This window comes from Sulfitobacter sp. AS59, from assembly GCF_038899995.1.
GTDB lineage: Bacteria > Pseudomonadota > Alphaproteobacteria > Rhodobacterales > Rhodobacteraceae > Sulfitobacter.
In genome coordinates this window covers 259,753-275,284 of record NZ_JBBMQK010000002.1, presented here as the reverse complement: position 1 = coordinate 275,284, position 15,532 = coordinate 259,753, and the positions used below count along the sequence as shown (strand labels likewise).

General features: G+C 58.5%; 17 protein-coding genes, 1 tRNA gene and 1 other RNA gene. 11 read left to right on the top strand and 8 right to left on the bottom strand.

Going from position 1 to position 15,532, the window contains the following annotated elements:
• Positions 1-57 precede the first annotated feature (57 nt).
• The 3 genes from WNY39_RS05580 to WNY39_RS05570 all read right to left on the bottom strand — a co-directional run bounded on the left by WNY39_RS05580 (position 58) and on the right by WNY39_RS05570 (position 4,649).
• Positions 58-2,094 carry a capsular polysaccharide biosynthesis protein gene (locus tag WNY39_RS05580; RefSeq protein WP_342844675.1) on the bottom strand — a complete coding sequence of 679 codons (2,037 nt, stop codon included), beginning with the start codon at positions 2,092-2,094 and terminating at the stop codon, positions 58-60.
• 8 nt (positions 2,095-2,102) lie between these two features.
• On the bottom strand, positions 2,103-3,239 hold the full coding sequence (locus WNY39_RS05575; protein ID WP_342844674.1) for a polysaccharide biosynthesis/export family protein: 1,137 nt from the start codon (positions 3,237-3,239) through the stop codon (positions 2,103-2,105).
• 117 nt (positions 3,240-3,356) lie between these two features.
• Positions 3,357-4,649: a capsular biosynthesis protein gene (locus tag WNY39_RS05570; RefSeq protein ID WP_342844673.1), complete on the bottom strand. Its 1,293-nt coding sequence runs from the start codon at positions 4,647-4,649 to the stop codon at positions 3,357-3,359.
• A 130-nt stretch (positions 4,650-4,779) separates the two neighbouring features.
• On the opposite strand from WNY39_RS05570, the gene WNY39_RS05565 reads away from it, so the two are divergent.
• From WNY39_RS05565 to nusB, 5 genes are all read left to right on the top strand, one after another.
• Entirely contained in the window at positions 4,780-5,367 is a 588-nt protein-coding gene (locus WNY39_RS05565; protein WP_342844672.1) for a riboflavin synthase, read from the top strand.
• Entirely contained in the window at positions 5,364-5,939 is a 576-nt protein-coding gene (locus tag WNY39_RS05560; protein WP_342844671.1) for a hypothetical protein, read from the top strand. Before WNY39_RS05565 ends, WNY39_RS05560 begins: the two co-directional genes overlap by 4 nt.
• Before the next feature lie 158 nt (positions 5,940-6,097).
• On the top strand, positions 6,098-7,222 hold the full coding sequence (gene ribB / locus WNY39_RS05555; protein ID WP_342844670.1) for a 3,4-dihydroxy-2-butanone-4-phosphate synthase: 1,125 nt from the start codon (positions 6,098-6,100) through the stop codon (positions 7,220-7,222).
• A gap of 5 nt (positions 7,223-7,227) precedes the next feature.
• Positions 7,228-7,776, top strand: a complete 549-nt coding sequence (locus tag WNY39_RS05550) for a 6,7-dimethyl-8-ribityllumazine synthase (protein ID WP_342844669.1) — start codon at positions 7,228-7,230, stop codon at positions 7,774-7,776.
• Entirely contained in the window at positions 7,773-8,252 is a 480-nt protein-coding gene (gene nusB / locus WNY39_RS05545) for a transcription antitermination factor NusB (protein WP_093915775.1), read from the top strand. Before WNY39_RS05550 ends, nusB begins: the two co-directional genes overlap by 4 nt.
• Positions 8,253-8,305: 53 nt before the next feature.
• Here nusB and ssrS read toward each other — a convergent pair.
• The 3 genes from ssrS to WNY39_RS05530 form a co-directional block, all read right to left on the bottom strand.
• A non-coding RNA gene (gene ssrS / locus WNY39_RS05540) (6S RNA) lies at positions 8,306-8,459 on the bottom strand.
• Positions 8,460-8,506: 47 nt separating this feature from the next.
• Positions 8,507-9,274 carry a hypothetical protein gene (locus tag WNY39_RS05535; protein ID WP_342844668.1) on the bottom strand — a complete coding sequence of 256 codons (768 nt, stop codon included), beginning with the start codon at positions 9,272-9,274 and terminating at the stop codon, positions 8,507-8,509.
• Positions 9,271-10,563, bottom strand: a complete 1,293-nt coding sequence (locus tag WNY39_RS05530) for a hypothetical protein (RefSeq protein WP_342844667.1) — start codon at positions 10,561-10,563, stop codon at positions 9,271-9,273. The genes WNY39_RS05535 and WNY39_RS05530 overlap by 4 nt, the downstream gene beginning before the upstream one ends.
• 107 nt (positions 10,564-10,670) lie before the next feature.
• Here WNY39_RS05530 and WNY39_RS05525 point away from each other — a divergent pair, with 107 nt between their 5' ends.
• The gene (locus tag WNY39_RS05525; protein ID WP_342844666.1) at positions 10,671-11,129 is read left to right on the top strand and encodes an MmcB family DNA repair protein; all 459 of its coding nucleotides are present in this window, start codon (positions 10,671-10,673) and stop codon (positions 11,127-11,129) included.
• An 85-nt stretch (positions 11,130-11,214) separates the two neighbouring features.
• Here WNY39_RS05525 and WNY39_RS05520 read toward each other — a convergent pair whose 3' ends face one another.
• Positions 11,215-11,415: a DUF6324 family protein gene (locus WNY39_RS05520; protein ID WP_341234190.1), complete on the bottom strand. Its 201-nt coding sequence runs from the start codon at positions 11,413-11,415 to the stop codon at positions 11,215-11,217.
• 147 nt (positions 11,416-11,562) lie between these two features.
• Here WNY39_RS05520 and WNY39_RS05515 point away from each other — a divergent pair.
• Positions 11,563-11,639, top strand: a tRNA-His gene (locus WNY39_RS05515).
• Positions 11,640-11,672: 33 nt separating this feature from the next.
• On the opposite strand, the gene WNY39_RS05510 is transcribed toward WNY39_RS05515, so the two are convergent.
• Positions 11,673-11,957 carry a DUF6476 family protein gene (locus WNY39_RS05510; protein ID WP_342844665.1) on the bottom strand — a complete coding sequence of 95 codons (285 nt, stop codon included), beginning with the start codon at positions 11,955-11,957 and terminating at the stop codon, positions 11,673-11,675.
• Here WNY39_RS05510 and WNY39_RS05505 point away from each other — a divergent pair.
• The 4 genes from WNY39_RS05505 (at position 11,956) to WNY39_RS05490 (ending at position 15,438) form a co-directional block, all read left to right on the top strand.
• Entirely contained in the window at positions 11,956-12,990 is a 1,035-nt protein-coding gene (locus tag WNY39_RS05505; RefSeq protein WP_342844664.1) for an RluA family pseudouridine synthase, read from the top strand. The two genes, WNY39_RS05510 and WNY39_RS05505, sit on opposite strands and share 2 nt — an antisense overlap.
• A 173-nt stretch (positions 12,991-13,163) precedes the next feature.
• Positions 13,164-14,060: an RNA polymerase sigma factor RpoH gene (gene rpoH, locus WNY39_RS05500; RefSeq protein ID WP_342844663.1), complete on the top strand. Its 897-nt coding sequence runs from the start codon at positions 13,164-13,166 to the stop codon at positions 14,058-14,060.
• A 117-nt stretch (positions 14,061-14,177) separates the two neighbouring features.
• Entirely contained in the window at positions 14,178-15,140 is a 963-nt protein-coding gene (locus WNY39_RS05495; protein ID WP_342844662.1) for a Gfo/Idh/MocA family oxidoreductase, read from the top strand.
• A gap of 28 nt (positions 15,141-15,168) precedes the next feature.
• Positions 15,169-15,438 carry a DksA/TraR family C4-type zinc finger protein gene (locus WNY39_RS05490; RefSeq protein WP_093915784.1) on the top strand — a complete coding sequence of 90 codons (270 nt, stop codon included), beginning with the start codon at positions 15,169-15,171 and terminating at the stop codon, positions 15,436-15,438.
• The last annotated feature ends 94 nt before the right edge of the window (positions 15,439-15,532 follow it).

Below are 15,532 nucleotides of genomic sequence, written 5' to 3'. Positions count from 1 at the left end.
TGTGGGGGCTGGCCCCCACTTGGTCGCTTGTGTGGGGGCCAGCCCCCAGTCCAACATTTACCCCTTACGCCACAGATGCGCTTTACTGGCAAAGACCCCCTGCACCTTGGCCAGCATACGATTTGCCATACCGGGATGCGGCAGATCGCCGTGGCGCAACCGCTCCACGACCAACTCAACAGGGCAAGCGCTGCCTGTACGCGGATCAAAGTAGCGCGGATAATCAATCAAACTCGCGTGGACCAAGCCTTCTAACGTCACCTTGGCGCGGCGACGGGGGGGTATGTCTCCGCGGTCGTCCGTTAGGCCCCAGCCCGCATAAAACGGGGTGCCCAGCGTGACGACCTTGATCCCCCGCACCAGTGCCTCGAACCCTAAAAGCGAGGTCATGGTCCAAACCTGATCAACATGGGCAAGTGCTGCGATGGGATCAGCATGGCTTAGTACGACATCCGCTAGACCGGTGGTATCAACAGCGCCGCTGCGCAGGCCAGCCTCAACATCGGGATGCGGCTTGTAGAGGATCATGGCATCGGGATGCGCGGCTCGTACCGCCTGCAAAAGCCCTAGATTTGTCGAAACCGCACCCGCCCCTGTTATGATCGATGCGTCATCCTCGACCTGGCCCGGCACCAGAATGCGGTGCCCCTTGGGAATTTTTGCAAGGTCCGCAGCGCCGCCGAGGTTATATTTACTCACGCCGCTGGTGCGTAATGCAGCGATCAGCCGCTCGGCGCGCAGCTGTTGATCCGGGCGGATTTTTTGCCGTGTCTCGATCCATTTTTCCAGCCGGCTAGGCTGGCGGGGGTCGTAGTAAATGCCCAGATCGTCACAAACCAAGGATAGGGGCGGTACCAGATCGGCCCCCAGCCCGCGCGAGCGCAAGAACCCGTCTTCGACCCGAATTGCCCCGTCGTGATCACTGCCAGCTTTACCGGCCCAAACCATCCAAGGCTTACCTGCCTTGCGCGCGCGGGCTGGATCATCTTGGAACAGGACTGGCGACCATCCACCAAAGAAGCGTTGAAGGGGCCGGCGTTTCCACAGCCGCATGGCAGAGGCGGTCCAGCCGTTGTGATCCTCGCGCCACGCGCGGGTTTGTGCTGCTAGTGTTTCGATGGCTGTTTCCAGATCGCAAAGCTGGTCGCGGTGCGGGTCATACCATGTGGGATACAAAATCATCGCCGCCGCAAAAATCTGGGCGCGGGTAAGTATGCGTTGACGGCGCTGTACGGGAAATTCGTCATCCGTCAGGCCCCAGCCCGCATAAAACGGCTGTCCAAACACGCGCGGTTTATGGCCGGCGAAAATCGCCTCGAAGCCCATTTGCGACGACACCGTATAGACGCCAACAGCTCCTTCAAACAGCGCCCAGGGGCTGATCGGATCCGTTAGCAGTGTGATCCGATCGTTGGTATCTTCTGGCCCGAAATGTCCCGGACGGTAACCGTCGGCTGTCTCGGGGTGGGTTTTGATGATGATGCGCGCACCGGGGTTTTCCTGCTGGGCAAAAACCAGCATTTCCAAAAACCGCGACCGGTCTGCGCCGGATGCGGTCACCGATGCATCGCCTCGGGTCTGGTCGATCACCAGCACATAACCGGGGTCTGGTGCGGGCAGGTCTGTGTCAAAGCCGGTGTATTTGGTCAGTTGCGCCTCGATCATGCGGGCGATGCAGCCGCGCGCGCGGTTTAGCAACGCCGTGTCATCCAGCGGATGGGTGGCCAGCAAAGTTTCCAGATCGGACGGGCGGGACGGATCAAAATGCGCAGCTTTGGTATCGATCAGCAGCCCTAGCGGAGGTTCTCCGGCGCGGCCCGGAAACAGCGAGCGCAGCATCGCATCCTCAATGCGCAGGACGGGGGCAGTGCGTTTTGCAGCTACCGCAAGGCCGCGATGGGCGGTCGGGGAATTGCCCCAAACCGCGACGGCGTCCCCTTGTCGTGGCAGGCCAAGATGAATGGAATACCCCGACAATTGCAAAATCCGTCGCAGCCGTTTCTGCCGTAGAAACCCGCCATTATACACAAAAAGCCGCCGGTCCTGTTGAGGTCCGGCGGCGGGGCTGTCGTATATCTCAGGCCCTAAAGCCATTTTTGCGATCAGTTGCTCGAGGTAAGGTTGCTCACGCTGTTGAGCGAGCTTGCGGAACCGGTGATCGAGGAGATGACCTTGCTCCACTGGGTGAACGGCGCTTCGGTGACATAAAGCGTGTCGCCGTCGCGGATCACAAAGTCGCGGGCCATGAACATGCCGTTGGGCTTGGTCAGGTTCAACACGTAAACCAGCCGTTGCGCCCCTTGCAGATCGTTACGGCCCAGAACCTGTGCAGCGACCTCTTGGGGTTCATTACGGAACACAAATACGCCCGTCGGATCGGCCGAGCGTGCATTCAGACCGCCAACCTGCGCGATGCCTTCTAGGGCGGACAGGTTTTGCGATTCAAACGGCACCCTTTGTTGGGATCCGGTTGCGCCAAGTGCGGTGAACGACCGTGTGTCTTCCTCGACCAAGATGCGGTCACCGCCGCGTAGGGCGATGTCCAGCTCGGGGTGTTCGTACAAGTCTTCGAACCAGATTTTGCCACGTTGGCCGCCGCGCAGAACGGTGACCTGTGCGATTTCGGGTGTGATCGACACACCGCCGGCGCGTGCCAGCATGGTCGACAATGTGCGGGTTGGACGTTCAATGGCATAGACGCCTTGCGCCCCCACCGCGCCGATCAGGGATACTGTGGCACCGTCGCCCGCAATGCGGCGCACTTGAACCTGCGGGTCGGGCGTTTGTTCGGACAGGCGTTCTGTGATGATACGGCGGATTGCTTCGGGGGAATTGCCTGATGCTTTGATGCGCCCAGCATAGGGCACAAAGATAAAGCCAGCCCCGTCCACTTGGACCTCTTCGAGCATGGTTGCGTTGCTGGCTTGGCTTGCCAGCAGGCCGTCATCGACGTTTTCCCAGATCGTCAGGCCCAGCGTATCACCGGCATTGATCGTGTCTGACCCGATTTGGCCCGCATTAATAAAGGCTCGGCTAAAGCCCAAGGCGGGGGTCACGGCGGTGGCACGGGACACGCGATCATTGACTTCGACAATGAATGCGTCGCCTTCGCGCTGCACGGAACCGGAAAAGATTTGACGTTTATTCGGGCCAACTTGCGGCAAGCCACATGAAGATATCACGGCGATTGCCGCAAGAACTGCGATGGGACGTGCCCACCGAAAAGATACGGATTTCACTGCCCGGTCTCCTCGACCTATTCAAATTTCTGCCTCAAGATCGCCGATTGTTTCGACGTAATTTGGGATAACCTATCGCAGTTCGGATCAAAAAGCTACTGTTTGGAAGGGATTGGCCTAAGTTACAGCGCGCAACTGTTGCCGAGGGGCCGCGGTGCCCTGTTCCAGTGCGTCATAAGGGTCGTGATCGGCCAGCATCATGTCCACCACTTGGCGCAATAACTGGGTGCGGCCGCGTGCGGCATAGAACCCACCAGGCAGCTGCGAGGTTTCCAACAGATAGCGCCGGTAGTCCTTGTAGGCCTTGTTGTCGGGGCGCGCAGCACCTGCAAAAAACTCATGCAACGGCTGATCGGACACGAATTCGGGCTTAGCATAGACGGCATGGCCAAACACCTTAAGCGGGATACCCCGCCAAAGCACCTGCTGACCTGCGGTGGAGTTCACCGTCACTGCAGTGCGCGCATCGTTCAAAAGTTGCGCCAGCTTGCCGCCGCGTACGTAATGCACGCGGTCTGACACGCCCAATTCGCGGGCGATGCGTTTAAGATCGCGGCGCACAGGCGTGCGACCGTCTTCCAGCGGATGCGCTTTGACCACCAGATGATGATGGCGCGGCGCGCCGTTGGCAAAGCCTTCGACCACGAGACGCAGAAAGTCTGACATTGTATCGAATTTGGAATGTTCCTGAAACGAGCTGTCATGTTCCAACTGCAACAGGGCCAGATGATAGGGGAAACCGCCCAACCGGATACGCATTGTCGCAATCAACCGGTCCAAGGCCAGCACAGGCATCAGCAACAGCCGCTTGATATACAGGCTGAATTCTTTGGTAACCGGAATGCTGCGGTGGGGGCGGAAATTACGATAGTCGCCGTTCCGCGCCAAAATAAACCAGTGATAGAGCGCGCCATAAAACACATGCTGGCGCATGTCGCCCCAATGGCCGGGGGGCAAGGGGGCTTCCATATCGGAATTGGCCAGCGCCGCCTGCATCTGGTCGATGGTCATGTCCATTAGCCGTGAATTGCCGTTTGATCCGCCGCGTTCATAGGTGACCCAGTAGGGCCGCATATAGCCTTCCTCGAACACATGCACGGTTAGGCCGCGGGCTTTGGCCTCGGCCACGGCCTGCGCGTGGATAGGGCGCGTGTCGCCGTAGAGCACAATATCAGTGACACCTTTGTCGGCGAGCAGTCCAACAAAGGTGTCTTTCCAGGCGTCTGCCTTACCCCGAAACGGGATATAGCTGGCCGGATGAAACCAGAATGCCCGGTCGCCTGCATTAAAACCCACACGCCACACCTCGGCCCCGGCAAGCCGGAGCATTTTGCCCAATCTGTTAAAGAAGGGGCCATGGGGGCCTTGCAAAAACAAGAAAACCCTATGTTCTGAGGGGGCGGAATTCATCTCGGCTTTCGGTTCATACTGATTAACTCAGGTATATTCATTCAATTGGGGCTAAAATGGGGCAGCTACGCGGACTTGTCATGATCGGGGCGGGGGGCTAACTCCTTAGAGGATACAAAAAGGGCTGCGCATGTTTACAGGAATTATCACAGACGTCGGAAAAATCGCAACGCTTACGCAAGAAGGGGACCTGCGTGCGCGTATTGAAACCGGATATGACACAAGCCGGATCGATATGGGCGCGTCCATCGCCAGCGACGGCGTCTGCCTGACTGTCGTGGATCTGGGGCCCAATTGGTACGAGGTGCAGATTAGCGCCGAAACCGTCGATAAAACCAACCTTGGCGATTGGAAATTGGGGCGGCGGGTGAACTTGGAACGGGCGCTGAAGGTCGGTGATGAACTGGGCGGGCACATTGTATCGGGCCATATTGATGGCGTGGCGGAGGTGATCGCGATGCAGGATGATGGCGACAGCACCCGTGTCACCCTGCGCGCCCCGCTTGCCCTTGCGCGGTTCATCGCGCCCAAAGGATCGGTTGCCCTGAACGGCACGTCCCTGACGGTGAACGAGGTCAACGGCTGTGATTTTGGCATCAACTTTATCCCCCATACCAAAGAAGTAACGACATGGGGCGATGTGGCCATCGGCGACCGCATCAACCTCGAGATTGATACCTTGGCGCGTTACGTCGCGCGGCTGGCGGAAATGTCATGAGCGCGGGGATCGGTCATAACAACGGCCCCAGCATGGAGAGCGGCCATAAGTGGCGCAGCTTTCAATGGCAAAAGGCCCGCGAAGCGGCAATGCCAAAGACGATTCCTCTGATGGTCGTGAAAATGCGCGTCAAACGGGCGCGCGAGCTGGGGTTGGATTACAAGGCTTATGCGGCCATTCGTCAGGCCACCGGGCGTGATATTCTGGCGCTGCTGTTTTCGAACAATGCACTGCGGGTGGTACGTGCAGATGCGCCGCAAATGCCCGTGCGTCAGGCTGATGTGTTGAACACCGTTCAAGGGGCGCAAAAGCTGGCGCTGGTGCACCGTCCACTTGTTCCGGCAACGATTGCTGGCGCGAACCCCGTGTTGGATTTTGCAGGTCAGGCCCCGAAGTTCACCGACAGTTGGTCAGACATGCGCGATCATCTGAATGATGCGGTACAGGGCCGCAAGCTGGCAGGCGATCAAGTGCTGATCATCGGCGACACCGCGATTGAACGCGACTGGTCTGCCGCAAGTAAGGCTGCCGGGTATCTTGAGGCGGGGCGTTATTTCGGGGCAGGGGCCTAACGCGGGCACCTGCGCGCGGATGACGCGGCGGAATTGAGTTTATTTGGCAAAATGAAGCAGGGGCGTTGGTGCCCGTGCTCTAGCTTGGTGCCCGTGCTCTAGCAAAGTCGCGTGTGGTGGGCTATGTGCCAGAACACGCGACACAAGAGGAATGCCCCATGCAATTTGAAACGCCCGGCCCGGTTGAAACTGAATTGTCATCGGCCATCTCTCCCATCGAAGAGATCATCGAAGAGGCTCGACAGGGCCGGATGTTTATTCTGGTTGATCATGAAGACCGCGAAAACGAGGGCGATCTGGTGATCCCTGCGCAGTTTGCCGATGCGGCTGCGATCAATTTTATGGCCACCCACGGGCGCGGATTGATCTGCTTGCCACTGACGGAAGCGCGGATTGATAAGCTGGGATTGCCGATGATGGCGGTCAATAATTCGGCCCGCCATGAGACCGCATTTACCGTGTCTATCGAGGCCCGCGAAGGGGTGTCCACCGGCATTTCCGCAGGTGACCGTGCGCTGACTGTGAAGGCGGCCATTGACGAAGATATTGGCCCTGCGGATATCGCCACACCTGGGCATGTGTTCCCCCTGCGCGCCCGTGATGGTGGCGTGCTGGTGCGCGCGGGCCATACAGAGGCTGCAGTGGATATCTCGCGGCTTGCAGGATTGCACCCGTCAGGCGTGATTTGCGAGATTATGAAGGAAGACGGCACCATGGCGCGGCTGCCGGATCTGGTTGAGTTCTGCAAAGAGCACGACATGAAGATGGGCACGATCAGCGATTTGATCGCCTACCGCCACAAGCACGACAACCTGCTGGTTGAGCGCACGAGCCGTACAGTGACCTCAGCCTATGGCGGTGAATGGAAGATGCAAATCTTTACCGATGAGATCAGCGGCACCGATCACGTGGTGCTGTCCAAGGGCGATCTGACCACGGACGCGCCTGTCTTGGTGCGCACCCACGCCATTAACGCGCTTGAGGATATCTTGGGCCTTGGTCCCAGCCCCGCAGATGAATTGCCCCGCGCAATGCAGATCATCGCAGACGAGGGGCGCGGAGCGGTGCTGCTGTTCCGTGACCCCGATCCGCGCCTGCGGTTCGAGGACGAAGAAGACGAACGCCCGCGTACCATCAAACGTACCGGTCTGGGGTCACAGATCATGGCGACGCTGGGTCTGCACAAGCTCGTCTTGCTGACGGACAACCCCGACACGCGCTATCTGGGTCTGGACGCCTATGACCTGAGCATCGTGGGCACGCGCCCCATCACAACGGAGTAATCCCAATGGTAGCTACAAATCACACCACATTGGTCACGCCGCAGTTTGACAAACCCGTTAAGGTTTTGATCGTGATATCGCCCTATTATTCCGACATTGCGGATGGGTTGCTCAAAGGGGCCAAAGCCGAATTGGAAGCTGCTGGCGTTGAATGGGATGTGGTTGAAATGCCCGGTGCGTTGGAAATTCCCACCGCCATCGGCATCTCTGATCGCAAAAGCAACTTTGACGGTTATGTCGCCCTTGGCTGTGTGATCCGTGGCGAAACAACCCATTACGAGACGGTGTGCAACGACAGCAGTCGTGCGTTGCAATTGATGGGCTTGCAGGGGCTGTGCATCGGTAATGGCATCCTGACTGTGGAAAATCACGAACAGGCGGCGGTCCGTGCTGATCCTGCCAGGCAAAACAAGGGGGGCGGCGCTGCTGCTGCGGCCTTGCATCTGATCGCGCTCGCCCGTAAGTGGGGCGAAATTCGCAAAGACATCGGTTTCAAGCCCCGCTCGGATGAATATCTGATGGCGGGCGACAATGACGGACCCAAGACAGCATGACACCCACCGCCGGCCTTTCGGGCAATCAAAAACGCAAGATGAAATCAGCCTCGCGGCTTTACGCGGTGCAGGCGCTGTTCCAGATGGAACATTCATCGCAAAGCTATGACACCGTGAAGGTAGAGTTCCTGAACCACCGGTTCGGGGCCACTTATGATGGCGAGGAAATGATCGATGGCGACATCCGCCACTTCTCTCAGGTGCTTGAGACGGCTGTGAACGATCAAGCCGCGATTGACCAAATGACCGACCGCGCCTTGGTTGCGAAATGGCCGATTGCACGCATTGACCCGACATTGCGCGCCTTGTTCCGCGCTGCGGGGGCCGAATTACGCGATCAGGACACGCCACCAAAGGTCGTGATCACCGAATACGTAGACGTCGCGCGCGCGTTTTTTGAAGGCAGCGATGAGCCGAAATTCGTGAATGCGGTTCTGGATCACATGGCCCGCGAAGCGCGTCCCGAAGCGTTTTAATCCAAGTTTATGAAATCTGGTGCTGGCGCGGGTTCAGCGCGCTTGCAAAGTGTGACGGAACCACCACTGCCGTACCGTTGTATATTCCCGAGGACCTGTATGTACAGGTGGGCGCCAGGTAAAAGAACCAGGGTTCGAACAGAGCCAGCTCCCTCGGATTTGCTTAAGGCCACTGGAATGTAACTTTTACAAACAGGGCAGAACCGTCACAGCCAACAGGTAGGCCCGCGCTGGCCCCACGACAAGGGGCTATCTTAGCTGCCGCTCGGTTTTTCTATAAAACGGTAGCGTTCCAGCTCTTGCGGCAGCAGCACATAGATTTCATCGGGCGGTGTGACCAACGCGTGCTGCATCACCAGCGGATCAATGCCCATGTCATCCAGATATGTCAAGACTTCGCCCTGACCGCGCTGGATGTCCTCCACCGCGACAAAGGCAGGCAGCAGCGTGCTTTCCCCGAAATAATGTTGATGTACGCCGACGGAGGCATCATCGGGAACGGTGCGACCTATGCCAGCGGCCAGCAAATAGGGGCAGGCGGAATAGCAGATATCGCCAGACCGCAATGCCGTCGTCAGATCGGCATCGCGCAGATAACGGCCCAACAATAGCGCGTCCTGCACCGATCCACCGGGGGAGTTTAGGATCACGCCTTGGGGTTTTGGGGCCAGCTCGGCCAGTTGTTTTTCGATCCGCTCGGCGTCACCCGGCACAATGCCCCCTTCCAGCAGGGCCCTTTGCCCGCCTTCAACCACGGTCAACGTCAACCGGTCGGGCAGGGGCGATGACGGCATGGGTTGGCCGCCGGGCGGCGCGCGGTCGGGGCGGAAGCGTCTGGTTTGATCCCCGGGGCGCACGGGTTCTGTCAGTTCCGGCGCACGCGGGCCGAAACCTGGCAGACGTAACCCGTCACGCAGGTCGCCCCAAAACAGCAACCCGGCTAGCCCCAGCTGAAAGATCAGAACCCAAGCCAGCACCCTGCCAATCGGGTTGCGTTTGGGTGCGTCGGCTGTGTCGCTCATGATGATTTCAACGGGGTGACGCGGGGCGGGCTTTCGGTGGTGGCCTCCGCAATCTCCACCGTGCCTTTCATCGACGCTTCGACGTCACGCATGGCGTTCACGGCGGCGCGCAGCTCGGCCAGCGTCAGGGTTTCTTCAATCGACGTGCCTTCGCGCCCCTCGCGGATCGCGCCGTGGGTGATGGCAAGGATGAACACCAACACGGCCGGCAACAGATCAATTGCAATGGCCCCGGCCCAGGATGGCACAAAGTTGCGCGCGTATTTGATCACGGCATCGGCGCTGGAAATGGGGGTATAGGTGGTCTCAGTGGGCGGGGGCATGGCCAGCACGGCTTGGGCTGCGCGCTCCAATGTGGTGGCGCGTTGTGCCAAGACCTCAAGCACCGATGTGATGGTGGACGCCTGATTGCCGCGCTGCTCAGCCGAACTGCCGTCCAGCTCTGGCAGGACAACCGAAGCAGACAAATCCTGTGCTGCACGCTCAACCAAGGACGCAACAGAAAGCTGGCGCAATTGGGCGATCAGACCGGCAAGCCGCACGGCCTGCTCTGAAAACTCGACCGACCGTGCCTCGACGGGGCCGGGCTCAACCGTCAGCGCGCGCATCCGGCTGAGCAATTGATTACCTTCGGCAAAGGCGGCTTCGACCAGCGGGGTTTGTGTGGCGATCTGTGCCTCAAGCCCGGCCAGTTCGGATGATTTTTGCCGCAGCACGCGAAACACCGCACCGCGCCCGGCAAGGCCAGACAGTCCGCCGCTGGCTTCTTGCTCGCTCAGGTCTTCAAAACTCTGGCGCACGCGGGTCACGTCGCGCTCCAACCCTTGGGCGGACAGGGCAATCTCGTGGGCGCGCTCCAGCGATTCCTGATATTCCTGCACCGTGACGGCCAGATGCTGCTCAACCGCCGCCGATCCGGCAAGCGCCGCCGCGTTCAACCAACTGGACATTGCGATGATCGCGAACGACCCGAGGCCCATCGCCCCCAACAACCCCACACGCGCCCGCGCACTGCGCACAGCAGGGAATAGACGCAGCATATAGGACCAGAACACAAAGATGCCGACGGAGACAGCAATGGAATAGGCAATCGCGGCAAAGGCCGACATCGCACCATTGTCATCCAGCAAGGACGAAACCCCTAGATAGGTATAAATCCCCGATGCCACGGCCAGAACCCCCAAGGCGGTGCCGGAAAATGTATCCAGCCAGCTTAGATGCGCCTCAAGCTCTAGGGCATAGCGCGCCCCGCGCTGGTTGCCCGACGTATTGCTCGTTTCATCTGTCATGGATCGCCCCTTTATCTCAGGGTTCAAAGATAGGGCGGCACAGCAAGATTACCAAGCCGCAAGGTCAGGACTTGCCTCATGTTCACCTATTGTTCATAAGTGCGGGCATGATGCTTGACGACACCAAACAACTTCAGCCCGGTCAAATTCTGGCCCGCGGCGTGGCCCGCCACCTGTCCGCTCTCGGCTTTGCCTGTGTTGAGGAACTGGTCCCCACCCGCGGCCTGCGCGTCGATGTGATGGCCCTTGGCCCCAAGGGCGACATCTGGATCGTCGAATGCAAATCCAGCCGTGCCGATTTCATGACCGACAATAAATGGCAGGGCTATCTAGAATGGGCAGACCGCTTTTTTTGGGCCGTTGATGCCGATTTCGACACTGATCTTTTGCCAGAACACTCCGGCCTGATCATCGCCGATGGCTACGGTGCCGAAGTCCTGCGCATGGGCGCGGAAACCCGCCTTGCCGCCGCCCGCCGCAAGGCCATGACCCATAGGTTTGCAACCCACGCAGCGCGCAGGCTCCACCACTTGCGTGATCCGCACATGACCCCGCATTGGGACTGATCTGTAATTCCAAATGGATCTAAATCCCGGGGGGCCGCGCCTTGGCGCGGTGGGGGCTGGCCCCCTTATCCCCGGCTCTATGCGCTTAGCGCTTTTTGTTGCCGGCTTTACCGGCGCGGTGGGCCGCTGCCATGATTTCTTCGGCGATCTCGACAGCCTCGTCTGGCGTGAAATCCATCGGAATCTCAATACCGCCCTCGGCTTCAATAAAAAGCCGAACCATGCCTGCATCGGTTGGGCCGATTTGCAGATTTGCTTCGATGTCGCGTTCAGTGTCGATACCCATAGGTCCCTCCGAAATGTTGTCGCCAGCCCTAGCGCGGGTGCATATGAAAGGCAAGTTTCACCAAACATGGCAATGTGACGAACAAATCAAATTCCCACGTCTTAGGGTATTGCAATCTTTTTGCTTGGACGTTAGATCGGCGCAAGTGCCGCCTTAGCTCAGTTGGTTAGAGCGCCTGATTGTGGATCAGGAGGTCCCTGGTTCGAGACCAGGAGGTGGTACCATCATCCCCCCCCCGCTATTTAATAATGATCCTGCTATTCTATATCGACGGTTTGTCGTAAATTTCCGCTCGTCCGGTCAAAAATCAAAATCTGATTATCCTGTGTCACAATGGCGTACCAATCGGGGCCTTGCGTGAATGCCGTCGCCTTTTCACCGCTTGGCAGTGCGATCACTTCCGGTAAATCTGGTGACGTGCTCGAGAAGCGGATGACAAGCAGGCCAATCACGACTAGAAGGCCGAAAATCATTGTGGCGGTCAGCACCGTCACCAGCCTCCGCAGGAATTTGATGTTTGGGGGCTCGGAAGGATCAGTCATGTCGCACCGCCGTATCAGCTTTGTCATCGCGGACACACCGCCGCCGCGCCTTGATAAGGCGCTTGCCCGCGATGTGCCAGAGGATGCGAACCTGTCGCGCACCCGTTTGCTGCGGCTGATCACGGATGGGGCCGTGCAAATCGACAGCTTTGTCGTCACAGACCCGCGTGCGCGCGTCATGGAAGGGCAGGAAGTCACCATCGACGTCGAAGAGGCCGAAGAAAGCCACATCGCCCCCGAATCCATCCCGCTTGATGTGATCTTTGAGGATTCCGATCTGATCGTGATCAACAAACCTGCGGGCATGGTCGTGCATCCCGCCCCCGGCAGCCCGTCTGGAACATTGGTCAATGCACTGTTGGCGCATTGTGGCGATGATCTGTCTGGCGTTGGCGGTATGAAGCGCCCCGGTATCGTGCACCGCATCGACAAAGACACATCGGGCCTGCTGGTGGTGGCAAAATCTGACGCGGCCCATCACGGGCTTGCCAAACAATTCGAAAAACACACTGTGGAACGCTATTATCAGGCGCTTGTTTACGGTGTACCTGACGCGAACGATCCGCGTCTGCGCGGCGTCAAAGGGGCGAGCTTTGAACCGGGCAATATCCTCAAGATGACCACACAACTGGCCCGCCACCGCACCGATCGGCAACGTCAGGCGGTGTTGTTTCAGGGCGGTCGTCACGCCGTTACACGGGCCCGGACGATCCACCGCTTTGGTAATCCTCCGGTTCTGGCGCTGATGGAATGCTGGCTGGAAACCGGGCGCACCCATCAGATCAGGGTGCATATGGCCCATGCGGGGCATTCACTGGTTGGCGATCAAACCTATGGTGGTAAACGCAAACTGCCCAAGGCGGCCTTGCCGGAAATCGCGTCCGACGCCGTGCGGGCCTTTCCACGGCAGGCGTTGCACGCTGCGGTTTTGGGGTTTGAACATCCCGTCACGGGCGAAATGGTCCGGTTCGAGGCCCCTTTGCCGCGCGATATGACGGAACTGCTGGAACTGGTCGGGTTGGCGCAGGCTTAATCGTCACAAACTGCACGTCCGCGTGAGCATCGCCGTGTAACTTTCCTTCATTAAGATTAACGCCATATTAAGAAACTGACGGTAGAGAGCACTTGAAATCAGTGTTAGCGCTCTCCATATCTATGTTAAGCCCAATAACATGGGCCCCTAAAACTAGGGAAAGGGACAAGAAAATGGCTAATTACGCAAATCTGCCAGCACCAACACCAGAGGGCGGTTTAAACCGCTACATGCAGGAAATCCGCAAGTTTCCGCTGTTGGAACCTGAAGAAGAATACATGCTCGCCAAACGTTGGGTTGAAGAGCAAGACACCGAAGCCGCGCATCGGATGGTCACATCCCACCTGCGCTTGGCGGCGAAAATCGCCATGGGCTATCGTGGCTATGGCTTGCCACAGGCCGAGGTGATCTCCGAGGCCAACGTGGGTTTGATGCAGGCCGTCAAACGTTTTGACCCCGAAAAAGGTTTCCGTCTGGCGACCTATGCCATGTGGTGGATCCGCGCCTCGATCCAGGAATATATCCTGCGCTCGTGGAGCTTGGTGAAACTGGGCACCACCTCGGGCCAAAAGAAACTGTTCTTTAACCTGCGCAAGGCAAAAAACCGCATTGGTGCGTTGGAAGAGGGCGACATGCGCCCCGAAAACGTTAAGCGTATTGCGACCGACCTTGGCGTGACCGAAACCGAAGTCATCTCGATGAACCGTCGTATGTCGGGGGGCGATGCCTCGCTGAACGCGACCGTCGGGTCCGAGGGCGAAGGCACCATGCAATGGCAGGATTGGCTCGAGGATGAAGACGCCGATCAAGCTGGCGATTACGCCGAACGTGACGAGCTGGAAACCCGTCGCGAGATGTTGGCCGAAGCACTGGATGTGTTGAATGACCGCGAAAAGGATATTCTGACACAGCGCCGTCTGTCCGATGAAACCATTACGCTCGAAGATCTGAGCAGCCAGTATGACGTCAGCCGCGAACGCATCCGCCAAATCGAGGTGCGCGCGTTCGAAAAGCTACAGCAACGGATGCGCGAACTGGCCCGCGAAAAAGGGATGATGGCGAACGCCTAACGCCCCATCCACTTGGAAAACGCGCCCCCGCATAGCCCGGCTATTGCGGGGGTTTCTCATTCCCCCTCGTCTTGTCTGCCGATCCTGCCTAAACTGCACCAAAACAGGAGGCTGGACATGAAAACATTGAACTGGGGCATCATCGGCGCGGCAAACTTTGCCTACGAACATATGGGTCCCGCGATCCATGCCGCGCGGGGCGCACGTCTTGCGGGGCTCGCCACCTCCAGCACCGAAAAAGCCGAGCGTTTCAAAACTTTCGCGCCGGATATTAAGGTCTATCCCGATTATAGCGCATTGCTGGCTGATCCGGAAATCGACGCGGTCTATATCCCGCTGCCCAATCACCTGCATGTTGAATGGACCCTCAAGGCGCTTGAGGCCGGAAAGCATGTGCTCTGCGAAAAACCGATGACGATGCAGGCGTCGGAATTCGATCGCCTAATCGCCGCACGCGATGCGTCAGGTCTGCTCGCGGCCGAGGCGTTTATGATCGTCCACCACCCGCAAATGATCCGCGCCCGTGATATCATCGCCTCTGGCACCATCGGCCGCGTGCGCCATGTCGGCGCGACATTCTCGTTTTACAACGGGGATATGGACAACATCCGCAACAAACCCGAGGCAGGCGGCGGCGGGTTGCCCGACATCGGCATCTACACCTTTGGCTCCGTGCGGTTTTTGACAGGGCAGGAACCGCTTTCGATCCCTTATGCAAAAATTGACTATGAAAACGGCGTTGATGTCTTTGCCCAAGTCGCCGCAGAGTTTGACGGTTTTGGCTATTCCGCAACGGTTTCCATGCGCATGTTTCCGCGCCAAGAAATCGTCGTTCACGGTGAAAAAGGCGTCTTGCGTCTAAGCTGTCCGTTCAATCCAACCGTTCATTCTCAGGCCGAGCTGCACCTTGAGACGGAAAAGAATACAACCACCACGGAACGTTTCCCCGGCACAAATCATTATATTGAACAGGTCGAAGCCTTTGGCCGCTCGGTCACGACAGGCGCTGCCTATCCGTGCCCGCTCGAATTTAGCAAAGGCACACAAGAAATGATCGATATGGCCTATGCAGCACGCTAGGCCCAGATAACCCGAGAGGAAGCGTAAAATGGCCGGAGGTTGGGCAAAAGACGGCGCAGTAAGCGAACAGATCGAGGCGTCGATCAACGACGAGCTGGCCCGCCTCAAGGCGCGCAAGCTGCCGCAGGGCGAAAGCCGCACCCACTGCGCCGAATGCGAAGAACCAATCCCCGAAGCGCGCCGCGCCGCGCTGCCCGGTGTCAAACTCTGCATCGACTGCGTGAATGAACGCGACAACCGTCCCGAAACACGCGGCGGTATCAATCGCCGGGGCAGCAAAGACAGCCAGCTAAAGTAAAACGAAAAAACGGGCTTCTGAATATTCAAAGGCCCGTTCAATACTTCACGTCTTCAATTCCAAATGGCAAAAAATCCTCGCCGAAGGCATTCTT

What these genes read in the sequence shown, in the direction of transcription:
- WNY39_RS05580 (WP_342844675.1), bottom strand. Translation starts at nt 2,094, where the DNA reads ATGGCTTTAGGGCCTGAGATATACGACAGCCCCGCCGCCGGACCTCAA.
- WNY39_RS05570 (WP_342844673.1), bottom strand. Translation starts at nt 4,649, where the DNA reads ATGAATTCCGCCCCCTCAGAACATAGGGTTTTCTTGTTTTTGCAAGGC.
- WNY39_RS05565 (WP_342844672.1), top strand. Translation starts at nt 4,780, where the DNA reads ATGTTTACAGGAATTATCACAGACGTCGGAAAAATCGCAACGCTTACG.
- WNY39_RS05560 (WP_342844671.1), top strand. Translation starts at nt 5,364, where the DNA reads ATGAGCGCGGGGATCGGTCATAACAACGGCCCCAGCATGGAGAGCGGC.
- ribB (WP_342844670.1), top strand. Translation starts at nt 6,098, where the DNA reads ATGCAATTTGAAACGCCCGGCCCGGTTGAAACTGAATTGTCATCGGCC.
- WNY39_RS05550 (WP_342844669.1), top strand. Translation starts at nt 7,228, where the DNA reads ATGGTAGCTACAAATCACACCACATTGGTCACGCCGCAGTTTGACAAA.
- nusB (WP_093915775.1), top strand. Translation starts at nt 7,773, where the DNA reads ATGACACCCACCGCCGGCCTTTCGGGCAATCAAAAACGCAAGATGAAA.
- WNY39_RS05535 (WP_342844668.1), bottom strand. Translation starts at nt 9,274, where the DNA reads ATGAGCGACACAGCCGACGCACCCAAACGCAACCCGATTGGCAGGGTG.
- WNY39_RS05530 (WP_342844667.1), bottom strand. Translation starts at nt 10,563, where the DNA reads ATGACAGATGAAACGAGCAATACGTCGGGCAACCAGCGCGGGGCGCGC.
- WNY39_RS05525 (WP_342844666.1), top strand. Translation starts at nt 10,671, where the DNA reads ATGATGCTTGACGACACCAAACAACTTCAGCCCGGTCAAATTCTGGCC.
- WNY39_RS05520 (WP_341234190.1), bottom strand. Translation starts at nt 11,415, where the DNA reads ATGGGTATCGACACTGAACGCGACATCGAAGCAAATCTGCAAATCGGC.
- WNY39_RS05505 (WP_342844664.1), top strand. Translation starts at nt 11,956, where the DNA reads ATGTCGCACCGCCGTATCAGCTTTGTCATCGCGGACACACCGCCGCCG.
- WNY39_RS05510 (WP_342844665.1), bottom strand. Translation starts at nt 11,957, where the DNA reads ATGACTGATCCTTCCGAGCCCCCAAACATCAAATTCCTGCGGAGGCTG.
- rpoH (WP_342844663.1), top strand. Translation starts at nt 13,164, where the DNA reads ATGGCTAATTACGCAAATCTGCCAGCACCAACACCAGAGGGCGGTTTA.
- WNY39_RS05495 (WP_342844662.1), top strand. Translation starts at nt 14,178, where the DNA reads ATGAAAACATTGAACTGGGGCATCATCGGCGCGGCAAACTTTGCCTAC.
- WNY39_RS05490 (WP_093915784.1), top strand. Translation starts at nt 15,169, where the DNA reads ATGGCCGGAGGTTGGGCAAAAGACGGCGCAGTAAGCGAACAGATCGAG.